Raw genomic sequence first — 13,027 nt, forward strand, 5'->3', positions numbered from 1 at the left:
TGATCTAAAAGCAAAAAGAGCTGCACATTAGCAGCTCTTCAATAATGGGATGGTTTCTAAAACTGACTAGAAACGCCCTTTGTAATCAAACTCGTATTGGCCTTGAGCGTTCGGGTTGCCCAACCATTTCAGTTGGTCATTCATCCCTGATGGGAACTCCGCCCCAGGTTTAAACCACGCTTTAGTAGAGTAGCGCTGATTTGGCATCAACTCGGCAGAAAACACTGCGGACACTTGCTTGCTCTTTTGCTCACCTGATGCCGATAGTACGCTGTCTTTACAGTTCAGATCGGCAATCACAGGGCCAAGTTCAAGGCTACCGAGCGGGCTTTGAATGCCACTCGCATTCCAAACTAGTGTACCTTCACCCGTTTTACACCAAGGTGCCGCGTAAGTCGCATGACGGATATTGAGCTCAAGCTGACCATCAACGCCAACTGGCACAGGAATACGCGCTTGCTCCACTACTTTGGCAGCCGGAATCGATGCAACCAAACTTTCAGCATATGGACCACCAGTTAGGCTATAGCCAACCAAACCACGACCACGAACGTCCATATCACTTCCACGGCCAAAACGTACGGCGAATTCCGCTTTACCAGTGAATAAGCTTGATAGTTGGAAATCCCAATTTACCTCACCGAGATTTTGACGCTGCCAGCTGATGTTAGAAGCACGGCCTTGCCACACAGAGCCTTGGGCATCTTGAATTTCTAACCCTCTTACCGTCGGTACTTGTTGAAGCACCCAAGAAACAGGCAATCCAACAATCAAACTTGTGGAGAAAAAGGCTATGAATATAACAACGTAAAGTATTGCTCGCTTCACCTTAACCTCGCTTAAATTGCAGGCGATTCACATCAATCATGCCTGCTTGGTCTGTACGATCGATATCGAGAAATTCCACCTCAATACCTTGTTGTTCTTTTAGGTAACGCAGCCAATCCACCATCTGGTTAAATGCCAATGGCTTAATCCAAACTTGAACACTTTCATTACGTGGTTGAACTCGAATCAGCTCCACTTTGTAACGACGAGCAGAAGAAGAAACTAATTGGTTCAGAGGTTGATTAGAGAAGCTGACTCCACCACTTTTGCGTAGAGCAGTAATATCATCAGCCTTGTCTTGCACCCAATTCAACAACTGTTTTTCTGACTGAATTCGAGTCTGAGCGAGTTCAGCTCGTTGATTCATTGGCTGTAGTAGCCCCCAATAAATCATTCCGATAATGGCAATCACACCACCACCCATCACCAAACGTTGTTCACGTTGTGAGATGCTATTCCACCAAGCTTGAGCCTGAGCGATTAAATTCTTCATCATCACCTCACAAACGTTTTAGTACAAAGCTGCCTATCACAACATTTCCGTTGCGATTCAGCTGACCTTGTTCAACAGTGAACTTTTCTGCCAATTTCACACGCGCTTGCTCAAACGGTTGGAAATCTGAACTGCTTGCTTGAATGCGTACTTCACCGCGTTGGCCATCGTATTTAAAGCTGGTTATCTCCAGATCTTTAACCTGACCCAGTGTCGTTGGCAGTGCAGCTATCCAAGACAGCATTGCAGTTTCACTTGTACCACCAGAAAGACGACGCTCTTCATCGGTCATCTGACGCTTCAGGTAACTGACCGTTGGAATTCGCTTCTTGTTCGGGAAAATTTGGCGGAAAATGCGTTCACTTTCTTCACGATAGGCTTGCGCTTGCGCCTCATATTTATGGACCACCAGCAATTGCTGCCCCACAAGAACAACCAATAGCACACCCGCAGCGATAGCAGCTTTTTGCCAGACTTTTACGTACTTACCCCAAGACGATTTTGGCTTGAAGCTACCCGTTAATAGGTTGACCTTGCTTTCAGAAACACCTTTAGCAAGTAGTGCCATCGCCATTTCTTCAGGCTTTGCGACCCAAGCCTCTGGGAGTGAAGATTCAGGAATCGAACTGTAACAATCAAGTTTCCATCCTTCATTCGCTTGCAGATAAGCAGAAAGGTATAAATCTAGCCACGACGCATCGACCACCGCACCTTGAGTATTAGAATGACGAATTAGCCATTGCTCACCCAACGCCACCGCAGAGCTGTTTTCTTCATGCACAGGCAACGCCAGCACATCAGGAAGGATACGCTTAATTACAATACCTTGACTGGAAAAACGCTGCAAAATGGTTTGAACCCAAGCACGCTCAACAGCACAAATTTGCGCTTTCTCTGCTTGCTTATCTAATACTGTGAAATGCAGGTTATCCACGTCTTGTGCGACTTCATCTTCCACCAAATAAGGCAGCATGCTATCAAACTGACGAGCAGCACCCGGCGGGATATCTACTTCTGTCAGCACAACATCATTACTGGCTAACAAGGCAATCACTTGTCGCTGATCAGCGTAAGACGCCAACTCATCCAGATGTTCCCATCCGGCGAGTTCACCACTGGCAATCACGTCTTGCTGCTGTGTCGACCACACCAACCATGGAATGGTATTTTGTTGTTCGCTACTCAGCCGAACGGTCAGAAACTCGCTCACTGATTCCTCCAAAACGACGGCGAACGACAGTCACCGTTTCTCTATCTGTACTTTGTAAAAGACTACGGATACGTACTCGGGATTCATCCACCAGTACTTGTGCGTCCAATTCAAAAAAGGAGCTATCGACTCCTAAGTAGCCTTTAGCATTTTTCTTTACATCATCGCTCAAGCCAGCTAATTCTGACTCAGCTAAAAATTCATCAACACTATCCCAACCATCGAAAGGGCGCTTTTCAATTAACTGCACCGCATCACTAGAACTCAAGCCAGGAGTAAACATCGCGACTAAGATCGGCGCTTGTTCGACTTCAATAGTATTTACGTTCAAACGCCAATCGTCTGTCGGAATAGCACAAATCATCGGTGCGATCTTCTGATAAATGTCCCCCGTGACTTGATATACCGCTCTCAGTTCGCTGGCATCAGCCATCAGGCCATTGGGTGGTAAATACGCAGGCTTCATTGCCTCATAAGTGCTGTCTTCTACACCAGCAGCGGAGCGCACTGTGCTGTCGCTATCGACGTATTCCCAAGTCGAATCAGCAATCACTTCCGCTTGGTATGGTTCCACGTCCATCTCTTCCATCAAGCGCTGGAACACTTGCACCAAATAAGGACGATTTGTCGAGTCACCCGATGGCTGAACACTCGCTAATACATTCATATTAAAGCAAGCTTGTTTGTCTACGATGCGTCCGGCCGCTTGACCATAATCTAGCGGATACACTTGTTCTTTAATTGCCCAGGGCTGGCTCATATTAATGGTATCGCTGTCTTCGTAGCTCTGCTCAATACCAATTTCAGCCAACGCCTCAACCCCCAAACTATACCAATACGCCTGTTGGTAATTGATCTGGTTCGCGCCTCGCTGAAACTGCAAAAACAATCGTTCAGACATACTTGCTGCAACGGTCGTCATAATCGCCAGTAGCATTAAAACAATAATAAGCGCTACACCACGTTGTCGCTTAGCCATTATTGCCTCCGGAGGATTCATCATTGGATGAGTCATCTTGCCCAGAGGCGCTGATCTTGCCTCCAGAGGTTAAGTAAGTACGGCTGATCTCACCGTAGTCTTTGAGTTTCAAAACAACAGAAACCGCTTTCGGTAACTCTTGCTTACTTTCCCATGTTTTTTTCCACGCTTTGCCATCGTAGAAACGCATATCAAATTCTTCGACCTGAGTCAGAAGCGGTGTCACAATACCTTCTTGTCCAACGGGTGTATCTGGGTAACGCCACCATATACGCTGTAGAACTTCATCTTTAATGCGATAGCCAACTTTCGTGACTTCACCACGTGGGAATTGCTGCTGAGGGTTGTGCCACCCCAAACGCGCAAACATCACGCCTTTCGCATCCGAATCAAGCAGGTATTCCGACCAAAACAACAACTGCTTTGATGGCTCTTCGCCATTGGTTCGCATCTGACGCATGGCCATTTGGCGGAAATCGTTATCCATCATCACCATTGCACGTTGCAACTCGTTCAAACGCTGCGTACGTTCTTGCGATAACACATTACTGCGTTGCACCTGCGAGACCACTTGATAGGCAGCAACGCTTAAGCTCGCAAAAATAGCAATCGAGACGAGCACTTCGATCAAGGTAAAACCTCGATTCGATTTCATACTTGATGCCTTATATCGCTTATTACTCCGCAACATAGCTTCTCACCGTCACAACAGGACTCGCTTCTTTTTCAGTTGCGACACTGACATCAAATGCTTTCAGCAATGGCTGCGCGGTGGCAACAGGAGTTACCTTCCAATACCAAGTTCGCCCCGCTAACTCTTCAGTGCCTTTTTTGGCTTTGAGTTTTTCAGTCGAGAGCATCACATTGGCCATTTGGTTATCCACAACCATGGCTGCAAACATTTTTTCTTCTAAATAACTGACAGTATTAATGTGTTGACTCACCGAGCGAATCACACTGATTGCCGCCGTCGCAAAAATCGCTAATGCGACCAACACTTCCAACAACGTCATGCCTCTAGTATGAAGCGAAGAAGAACCGATACGGCTTTGCTTAGAATGTCGCATTGTTGTCGTCTTCCAATTCTTCACCAGGCTCTAGTAACAAGATTTCGCCGGTTTCTTTACCAATAATGCGCCAACCATCGTTAAATGCGTCGCCATCTTCAGGAAAGAAAGACAAACTAAATGGCGTAACTTCCGCACTAGAGAAAATGAATACTTGAGGTGGCTTCACTTTCTTTTTCTCTTTGTCATCTTCTTCCGCAAACATGTCCTCATCAAACAAAGAACCAGGTTCAAATAGTCGGTCGTCATCGTCCCATGCGCCACCACCAAGATCCAATTGCAGCGAGATATCGCCTTCCAATTTGGTCTCACTAGGAATCTGTTTCAATTCCAATGGTTGCCATCCATCTTGAGTCAAGCTGAGCAAGACGTATGTGGATTTCACATCATCAACACGTAAACCAAAGTCTTTGCCGCTCAGTACGGCTTCTTCATTCAGTAGTTGTAAGCGCTGGAAAAAGCTTTGAGCATATTGTTTGGAAAGATCTTTCTGACTGGTAGGCAGGGTCGCTATTACGGCGACTGCGGTAAGAGATAACAAAACCAGCACCAATAGAATTTCTATTAATGTAAAACCACGATGTTTTTGCATTTGCTTCATTAGTGCTGGTTTGAACTTTATCTTATTGGAAATCTTGCATGTTCCAGTTGCCGATATCCGACGCAGGGCCTTCACCGCCCTCTTGGCCATCTGCACCTAGAGTAAAGATATCAATCGTACCGTTGTCACCAGGGCTTAGGTATTGGTACTCATTGCCCCATGGATCAGACGGTAGACGCTTAATGTAGCCACCATCGCGGTAGTTGCGTGGTTCTGGGTTCGATGGTTTGTTTACTAACGCATCAAGACCTTGGTCTGTTGTTGGGTAAACGCTGTTATCCAACTTGTACATATCCAGTGCATTTTCTAATGCAACAATATCGGTGATCGCTTTTTGTTGGTCCGCTTTTTCTTTGTTACCAAGTAAGTTAGGAACAACAACACTCGCCAAAATACCTAGGATAACCACAACAACCATCACTTCTAAAAGTGTAAAGCCTTGTTGTTTACTACGCTTAAATTTCATTATTATCTCCGAAAGTTAGATTCAAGCTATATCATCAGTAGACACAGCTTAACTCGAATTTTATCCACTCATTAAGTTATTCATTTCCAACATTGGCATCAATGTCGCCATTACGATGAAAAGTACCAAGCCTGCCATCAATGCAATCAATACTGGAGTGAAAATGCCAAGTGCAATGTTGACCGTAGATTCAAAGTTTTGATCTTGGTTATCCGCAGCACGAGTCAACATACTCTCAAGCTCACCACTCTGCTCACCACTAGAAATCATGTGCAGCATCATTGGTGGAAACAAACGAGTTTGATCCAATGCTTTACGTAAGCTTGCACCTTCTCTTACGTTATCTGCCGCGACCAAAACTTGCTGTTTCACGTAACGATTGGACATAACATCAACCGCGACTCGCATGCCTTCCAAAATCGGAATAGCACTGGATGTACAAATCGATAGCGTACGCGCAAATCGCGACGTATTTAAGCCACGAGAAATCTTACCAATCAGCGGTAGGCTAAGGATTTTTCTATCCCACGCTAAACGAAAGTTCGGTTTTTGTAGTGCCAGTTTAAGCCCGTAGAAGAGTACTACCACCACGATAAAGATTATCAGCCCCCACTCTTGGACAAACTCACTCGCAGACAAAAGAAATTGCGTTGATTGAGGTAACTCTTGTCCCATCTGAATGATAGGTTCGATGATCTTCGGAACAACAGAAGAGAGCAACAGAGAGACGATACCAACGGCAAACACCACCAATACCACCGGGTAAATCATGGCTTGCAGCAATTTAGAACGCATTTTCTGACGGTTTTCTACGTAGTCAGCCAAGCGCTCTAACACCGTGTCCAAGTGACCGGATTTTTCACCCGCGGCAACCATTGAAAGGTAAAGTTCGTCGAAAACATGCGGGTAATCCCCCAGGCTATCTGCCAGAGGGTAACCTTCCGTGACTTTTGAACGCACGGCGGCAATCATAGTACGAATACGCGGCTTTTCTGCTTGTTCTGATACCGCTTTCAAACACTCTTCTAATGGCATACCCGATTGAACGAGTGTTGAAAGTTGGCGTGTGATCAGTGCAAGTTCTGCGGTTTTGATACCACGCTTGAATCCGACTGACCCGCCTGAAGACTTAGCCGCTTTTGCTTTGGCTTCCATCACCTCAACAGGAATCATGCCCTGTTCTTTTAGGCGTTGGCGCACCTGACGAGCGTTATCCCCTTCAATTGTGCCTTTCTTCTGCTTGCCTTTCGCATCCAGCGCTTTGTATTCAAATGCTGCCATTACGCTTCCTTGGTCACTCGCATGACTTCTTCAAGTGAGGTAATGCCGCGGCTCACTTTGCTTAGGCCATCGCTACGAATACTTGGTGTATGCTGACGGACGGCTTTTTCAATTTCTTGTTCACCCGCTTCGCTGTGAATTAACTCCTGAACTTGCTCATCAACCATCAGAAGTTCATGAATACCAGTACGACCACGATAGCCCTTCTGATTGCAGACTTCACACCCTGTCGCACGATGTAAAACCAGAGATTCATGCTCTTCTAAACCAAACAGTTTTTTCTGTTCTTTATCAGCTTCATAAGGCTCTTTACAGTCCGAACACAAGGTACGAACCAGACGTTGAGCAAGCACACCAAGCAATGAAGATGAAATGAGGAAAGGTTCGATGCCCATATCACGTAGACGCGTAATAGCGCCCACTGCCGTATTGGTGTGCAGCGTCGACATTACCAAGTGACCAGTCAGAGACGCTTGCACTGCAATCTGTGCAGTCTCTAAGTCACGGATCTCACCGACCATCACCACATCCGGGTCTTGACGAAGAATGGCACGTAAGCCGCGCGCAAACGTCATGTCGACTTTCGGGTTAACCTGCGTCTGGCCGATACCATCGATATCGAATTCGATTGGGTCTTCTACCGTCAGAATATTACGTTCGTTGCTGTTGATCTCTTGCAAGCCCGCGTACAAGGTTGTTGATTTACCCGAACCTGTCGGACCGGTCACCAAGATGATACCGTGTGGACGTTGAATCAAGCGACCAAAGTTATCGTGCACCGATGGCGTCATACCCAAACTGTGTAAATCTAGACGCGTTGCGTTTTTGTCTAATAGACGCATTACAACACGCTCACCATGCGATGAAGGCATGGTAGAAACACGAACGTCTACTGCTCGACCACCGATACGCAGAGAAATACGGCCATCTTGAGGAACACGTTTTTCTGCGATATCTAGTTTTGCCATTACCTTCACACGAGAAACCAGCAAAGGGGCGAGTTTACGGCTTGGGGTTAAGACTTCACGCAATACACCATCGACACGGAAACGAATTGACAGGGTTTTCTCGAACGTTTCGATATGAATATCCGATGCGCCTTCTTTGATCGCTTCACCGAGCATGGCATTGATCAATTTGATGATTGGCGCATCATCTTCAGACTCTAGCAAGTCCTCATCATGCGGCAGCTCTTCTGCCAATGAGAAAAAGTCGTCACTGTCTGCGCCAATGTCTTCCATCAACTGACGGGCTTCGGAAGAGTCGCGCTGGTAAGCTTCAGTTAGCTTTTTATCGAACGCTTCCTTGTCCATCGGTTGAGGAATAAAGTTTTGTTTCAGTACACGGCGTACTTCAACCAAAGCCGCAGGATTGAGCGGCTCGACGTAATACAGGATTGGAGGGCGCTCAGGGTGCTCCGTCTCCAATACCAGTTTAAAGCGGTTGGCAAAACTGAATGGCAGACGGCGCATGCTTGGCGCTGTGTCTAACATATCAACCATTATTCTTTACCATCTGATCGATGAACGCTTGAATTTCAGCAGGGTGTTTACGATCTTCACCAAATTCAGGCATGACTGGAATCTTAGAGTCATCCATCAACTTCAAGCCTTCTTGCGCTTTATAAAGCTGCTCTGCACGAATGAAGTTATACTTACGCTGAGTGATGCCATCAGCCGTCATACCATCGCGGATGATGGTTGGCTTGATGAATACCATCAGGTTACGTTTTTCTGTTTGCGTGCTAGTCGACTTGAACAGTTGACCTATTACAGGAATATCACCCAGTAGCGGCACTTTCGATTCACTTTCTAACGCACGCTCATCAACCAAACCACCCAGAACTAGCATCTGACCATCTTGAATCATCACAGAGGTATTCAACTGACGCTTCGCGAAACGTACGTCCACCGCACCATTCGCGCCCAGAACGTTTGACACTTCCTGCTCAATAGTCAGTTGTACTGAATCACCTTCGTTGATTTGAGGTACGACTTTAAGTTTGATGCCAACTTCTTTACGGTCAACCGTTTGGAATGGGTTGTCGTTATTCGATCCGGCTGTCGAACCTGTAATCACAGGCACTTCTTCACCAACGATAAAGGACGCTTCACCGTTATCCATCACTGTAATGCTTGGGGATGATAGAATGTTTGAGTTTGAATCTGATGAGACGGCACTGATCAACGCAGTCCAGTCACCCATGACAATACTCATCGCTGCACCATTTACACCGCTAAGTGCAGATGCCAGAGTTGAGTAGTCACCAGATTCAGTAACGTCATATGGCGTACGTTCACCATCTGAGTTTGTGTAGTATTCAGTTCGTGTTTGATCTTTTGCTTCTTCAAGACCAACCATTACGCTACCAATTGACGCTCCAGAGTTGCCGTATTGAATAACCGCACCTGTTTCTAGGTTACCCCATTGAACGCCAAGATTGATGCCGTCGCCTTCAGACATTTCAACGATCAACGCTTCAATCAGAACTTGTGCACGACGGATATCCAGTTGAGAAATCACGTCTTGTAGCGCCATCATGATATCTGGCGGCGCAGTCAGCACCAAAGAGTTGGTCGCTTCGTGAGCGGCAATCACCACTTCGCCACGTTGTGAACTTGATGCTCCTTTTTGACCCGCTTGCTTCTCAGCTTGTAGGTTGTCAGACACCCCTTTTAATACGTCAACCAAGTCTTCGGCTTTCGCATACTTGAGGTAAACCACGCGGTTATTACCTTTCGTCGCCATTTCAACGTCAAGTTGACGAATCAATCGCTTAAGGCGTGCTCGCACTTTGGGATCACCAGAAATCAGGATTGAGTTGGTACGCTCATCAGCAACGATTTTAGGTTCAAGGAATTCAGGCGTACTTTTTTGATTCGTCGTTTTGTTCAGGGCATCAACGATACGAACCATCTCAGCAGCAGAAGCATTGCGTAGCTCGACTAATTCGATTTCTTTATCACCCGCTTGGTCAACCCGTTTAATGATTTCCGCAAGGCGGTTTACGACCGCGGCACGACCTGTGATCAAAATGATGTTAGCAGGGTCATAGTGCACTACGTTACCGGCACCCGCGTTATCAATCAGCTGACGCAGTAGTGGAGAAAGTTCGCGAACCGATACGTTACGAACCGCGACCACGCGAGTAATGACACTATCGCCTTTCGCACTGCCGTCGCCTAAGACTGGAATGGCAGATGTTTTTGAGTCTTTTGCTTTAATGACTTTAAGTACGCCGTTGTCCATTTCTACAACCGCATAGCCATACACCTCTAGCACGTTAAGGAAGAAGCTGTAGTATTGCTCTTCATTAAGAACGTCATAGCTGCGTACGTCGATTTTGCCGCGTACTGACGGGTCAACGATGATGGTCTTTTCTAGGTTACGACCAACAATGTTGATGAATTCTTGAATGTCAGTGCCTTTGAAGCTAGCACTAAAATCGTTCGCCATCGCACCCGGTGCGCAGAGAAGAGTCCCTGCAAGTAACCAAGCACTTTTGCTAAACCAATGTTTCACGTATGTCTCCCTGAACTTACGCTGGTTGCCTAAGTATTACAATTGGATGTAGATGTCGTACTGCTGACCATCACGGTCCACAGTCAAATTCAGTTCTTGCGGGTCGTTCATCACTTGCATCAGTTGTACTGAAGATGAAGGGTCACTTAAATCGATCCCATTTAGTTGCACCGCAATATCACCAGGTTTTAGACCGACATCATTAAACAAAGCCGCATCACGACCTGGTGAGACGCGATAGCCGACAATTCCACCGTCTTTCTTAACCGGTGAAATGTTGATGTACTTAAATACGCTCTGCGGATCTTTTGCGATTTCCGCTCGAATTTGATCTAACTTTTCACCCACAGCAGAAGGTTTGTTTGCCTTCGCCGCTTGTGGTCGAGTTGCCTGACGAGTTTCAGACAGCTTTTTGTATTCAATCCCTTCAAGCATAAGGGTTTCATCTCGGCCTTGGTTGTCAATAATGACTCGGTCCACCAACACCGCTTTTAATTCTGCTCGCGTTCCATCAATTTCTTCGCCGATGCCATAAGTCGCTTGTTTGCCTCGGTTGGCAATCACCGCCAAGCTGGTTTTTGCGTTACTACTCGCAACCGCGCCAACTAACGTTAGGTTTAAGCGTGTTTTAGGCGCATCTTGCACGACAGGTTGCTCTACTACGACCGGCTTTTGCTCGGTGTACTTTCCGAATAAGTTGGCATTTTGGAGGGCATTGAAATCAATCGCGTCTTTTTTATTACCAGACACAACAGCACTTGCTGACGGTCTCCATTGAGTCACATCAGAAGTTTGAGGCATTGCTAACCACACCACTTTACCGAGTATCCAACCTGTCATTGCTATAAATAGACAAGTAAGTAGCAAACTAAGTTTCGCTTGAATGGTATGATTGTTGGACTTGATCTGAGCCAGTAGCGGGCTGCTTGATAATCCTGCACTTAGCTCTAAACGCTTCACTGAATTGATTCCTTTATTCTTACGTCTGTCAGCCTGAATCTAAATAAAGACAGCCGACTCTATCTTGCTAAAATTGCAATAAAATTACTACTCAACAAAGAGCAGTGAACTATATCACAACTTATATTTCATACCTTTTTCTTATGCAGTTTTTGCCAACTCCCTTGAAAAAAATACGCCTTGGCACCATCTGTAGGTGAATAATCCACCAGCATTGCGCTATCAGTGCAGTGATTAGATAGCATCGAGTTCTATGAGTTCCGAAAATGAAGCCGTAAGGCTAGATAAATGGTTGTGGGCTGCCAGATTCTATAAAACCCGCTCTATCGCACGTAATATGGTCGATGGCGGTAAAGTCCACTATAATGGGCAACGAAGCAAACCAAGTAAAATCGTTGAGTTGGGCGCTGAGATTCGTCTTCGTCAAGGTAATGAAGAAAAAACGGTGATCATCGAAAAAATCTCTGATCGTCGCATGGGCGCACCCATCGCTCAAACGCTCTACCGCGAAACTGAAGACAGTGTTAATCAACGCGAAGAGTTCGCGAAACAACGTAAACTCAACGCCCACAACCCTAGTCCGGAACGCCGCCCAGATAAAAAGCAGCGCCGCGACATCATTAAGTTCAAACATCAATAAACGCCGGAATTACCGACGAGGAAAGCACTCCATGGCAAATAATGTTTTACACCGCTACCTATTTGAAGACCTTTCAGTTCGTGGCGAGTTGGTACAATTGGATGAAGCATACCAACGTATTATCTCCAGCAAGGAATATCCGGCAGCGCTGCAAAAACTGTTGGGTGAGCTACTCGTTTCAACCACACTTTTAACGGCAACTTTGAAATTCGAAGGCTCAATCACGATCCAGCTGCAAGGTGACGGCCCTGTCTCTCTAGCAGTCATCAATGGCGATCATGATCAAAAGATCCGCGGCGTTGCACGTTGGGAAGGCGATATCGCTGACAACGCGACACTGCACGAGATGATGGGTAAAGGTTACCTAGTGATCACCATCGAACCGAAAAAAGGCGAGCGTTACCAAGGTGTCGTTGGCCTAGAAGGTGACACATTAGCTGAAGTTATCGAAGGCTACTTCGCAAACTCTGAACAGCTAAAAACGCGTCTATGGATCCGCACTGGTGAACACGAAGGTAAAGCACACGCTGCTGGTATGATGATTCAAATCATGCCAGACGGCACTGGTGCACCAGAAGATTTCGATCACCTAGAGCAACTGACAGACACAGTGAAGAACGAAGAGCTGTTCACGCTACCTGCGAACGAACTGCTATACCGTCTATATAACCAAGACACCGTTCGTCTTTACGAACCTCAACCAGTCGAATTCCATTGTGGTTGTTCTCGTGAGCGCAGTGGTGCAGCAATCATTACCGTGGACCGTGCTGAAATTAATGACATTTTGGCCGAAGAAGGATCAGTTTCTTTACATTGTGATTACTGTGGCACGTCATACTCGTTTGATGAATCAGAGATTACCGAACTCTATGCGCAAGCGGCTCCTGAAAAGAAAACCCTGCATTAATTTTCATAGCTTAGCAAGCCTGTAATTTACCTTTCAAAAGGCCAGCATCACGCTGGCCTTTTTGTGATCTAAC

Annotated in this window: 14 protein-coding genes; 2 read left to right on the plus strand and 12 right to left on the minus strand. The window is 46.3% G+C overall.

The features are described from left to right. Positions 1–66: 66 nt before the first annotated feature. From ATB76_RS09240 to gspC, 12 genes are read right to left on the minus strand one after another with little or no spacing between them, the layout of a single operon-like run. The gene (locus tag ATB76_RS09240) at positions 67–828 is read right to left on the minus strand and encodes a type II secretion system protein N (protein ID WP_061035055.1); all 762 of its coding nucleotides are present in this window, start codon (positions 826–828) and stop codon (positions 67–69) included. 1 nt (position 829) lies between these two features. Beyond that, positions 830–1,321 carry a type II secretion system protein M gene (locus ATB76_RS09245; protein ID WP_038870069.1) on the minus strand — a complete coding sequence of 164 codons (492 nt, stop codon included), beginning with the start codon at positions 1,319–1,321 and terminating at the stop codon, positions 830–832. A gap of 7 nt (positions 1,322–1,328) precedes the next feature. Further along, on the minus strand, positions 1,329–2,531 hold the full coding sequence (gene gspL / locus ATB76_RS09250) for a type II secretion system protein GspL (RefSeq protein WP_061035056.1): 1,203 nt from the start codon (positions 2,529–2,531) through the stop codon (positions 1,329–1,331). Then, positions 2,500–3,510: a type II secretion system minor pseudopilin GspK gene (gene gspK / locus ATB76_RS09255; protein WP_038870065.1), complete on the minus strand. Its 1,011-nt coding sequence runs from the start codon at positions 3,508–3,510 to the stop codon at positions 2,500–2,502. Before gspK ends, gspL begins: the two co-directional genes overlap by 32 nt. Next, positions 3,503–4,165, minus strand: coding sequence for a type II secretion system minor pseudopilin GspJ (gspJ, locus tag ATB76_RS09260; protein WP_095760558.1), 663 nt, complete (start codon positions 4,163–4,165; stop codon positions 3,503–3,505). The genes gspK and gspJ overlap by 8 nt, the downstream gene beginning before the upstream one ends. Positions 4,166–4,187: 22 nt before the next feature. Then, positions 4,188–4,577 carry a type II secretion system minor pseudopilin GspI gene (gene gspI, locus ATB76_RS09265; RefSeq protein ID WP_258070277.1) on the minus strand — a complete coding sequence of 130 codons (390 nt, stop codon included), beginning with the start codon at positions 4,575–4,577 and terminating at the stop codon, positions 4,188–4,190. After that, positions 4,564–5,169 (minus strand): type II secretion system minor pseudopilin GspH, encoded by a 606-nt coding sequence (gene gspH, locus ATB76_RS09270; protein ID WP_038870061.1) that lies wholly within the window; start codon positions 5,167–5,169, stop codon positions 4,564–4,566. The genes gspI and gspH overlap by 14 nt, the downstream gene beginning before the upstream one ends. Positions 5,170–5,200: 31 nt before the next feature. Then, complete coding sequence (gspG, locus tag ATB76_RS09275; protein ID WP_005430189.1) at positions 5,201–5,644, minus strand: type II secretion system major pseudopilin GspG; 444 nt, start codon at positions 5,642–5,644, stop codon at positions 5,201–5,203. A 60-nt stretch (positions 5,645–5,704) separates the two neighbouring features. Further along, a complete protein-coding gene (gene gspF, locus ATB76_RS09280; protein WP_038870059.1) occupies positions 5,705–6,925 on the minus strand; it encodes a type II secretion system inner membrane protein GspF in 1,221 nt (406 codons plus the stop codon). After that, positions 6,925–8,427 carry a type II secretion system ATPase GspE gene (gene gspE / locus ATB76_RS09285; RefSeq protein WP_038870057.1) on the minus strand — a complete coding sequence of 501 codons (1,503 nt, stop codon included), beginning with the start codon at positions 8,425–8,427 and terminating at the stop codon, positions 6,925–6,927. Before gspE ends, gspF begins: the two co-directional genes overlap by 1 nt. Continuing rightward, positions 8,420–10,447, minus strand: a complete 2,028-nt coding sequence (gene gspD / locus ATB76_RS09290; protein ID WP_061035057.1) for a type II secretion system secretin GspD — start codon at positions 10,445–10,447, stop codon at positions 8,420–8,422. Before gspD ends, gspE begins: the two co-directional genes overlap by 8 nt. A 36-nt stretch (positions 10,448–10,483) precedes the next feature. Beyond that, positions 10,484–11,407: a type II secretion system protein GspC gene (gspC, locus tag ATB76_RS09295; RefSeq protein WP_038870053.1), complete on the minus strand. Its 924-nt coding sequence runs from the start codon at positions 11,405–11,407 to the stop codon at positions 10,484–10,486. Between the two features lie 253 nt (positions 11,408–11,660). Between gspC and hslR the strand changes: the two genes are divergently transcribed. Both hslR and hslO read left to right on the plus strand, forming a co-directional pair. Continuing rightward, on the plus strand, positions 11,661–12,047 hold the full coding sequence (gene hslR / locus ATB76_RS09300) for a ribosome-associated heat shock protein Hsp15 (RefSeq protein WP_038870051.1): 387 nt from the start codon (positions 11,661–11,663) through the stop codon (positions 12,045–12,047). Between the two features lie 31 nt (positions 12,048–12,078). Then, positions 12,079–12,954, plus strand: a complete 876-nt coding sequence (gene hslO, locus ATB76_RS09305; protein WP_038870048.1) for an Hsp33 family molecular chaperone HslO — start codon at positions 12,079–12,081, stop codon at positions 12,952–12,954. The last annotated feature ends 73 nt before the right edge of the window (positions 12,955–13,027 follow it).

This window comes from Vibrio sp. MOR3 (assembly GCF_001557775.1).
Lineage (GTDB): Bacteria > Pseudomonadota > Gammaproteobacteria > Enterobacterales > Vibrionaceae > Vibrio > Vibrio jasicida.

Coding starts and splice junctions, on each gene's coding strand:
- ATB76_RS09245 (WP_038870069.1), bottom strand. CDS start 1,321: ATGAAGAATTTAATCGCTCAGGCTCAAGCTTGGTGGAATAGCATCTCA.
- gspK (WP_038870065.1), bottom strand. CDS start 3,510: ATGGCTAAGCGACAACGTGGTGTAGCGCTTATTATTGTTTTAATGCTA.
- gspJ (WP_095760558.1), bottom strand. CDS start 4,165: ATGAAATCGAATCGAGGTTTTACCTTGATCGAAGTGCTCGTCTCGATT.
- gspI (WP_258070277.1), bottom strand. CDS start 4,577: ATGCGACATTCTAAGCAAAGCCGTATCGGTTCTTCTTCGCTTCATACT.
- gspH (WP_038870061.1), bottom strand. CDS start 5,169: ATGCAAAAACATCGTGGTTTTACATTAATAGAAATTCTATTGGTGCTG.
- gspG (WP_005430189.1), bottom strand. CDS start 5,644: ATGAAATTTAAGCGTAGTAAACAACAAGGCTTTACACTTTTAGAAGTG.
- gspF (WP_038870059.1), bottom strand. CDS start 6,925: ATGGCAGCATTTGAATACAAAGCGCTGGATGCGAAAGGCAAGCAGAAG.
- gspE (WP_038870057.1), bottom strand. CDS start 8,427: ATGGTTGATATGTTAGACACAGCGCCAAGCATGCGCCGTCTGCCATTC.
- hslR (WP_038870051.1), top strand. CDS start 11,661: ATGAGTTCCGAAAATGAAGCCGTAAGGCTAGATAAATGGTTGTGGGCT.
- hslO (WP_038870048.1), top strand. CDS start 12,079: ATGGCAAATAATGTTTTACACCGCTACCTATTTGAAGACCTTTCAGTT.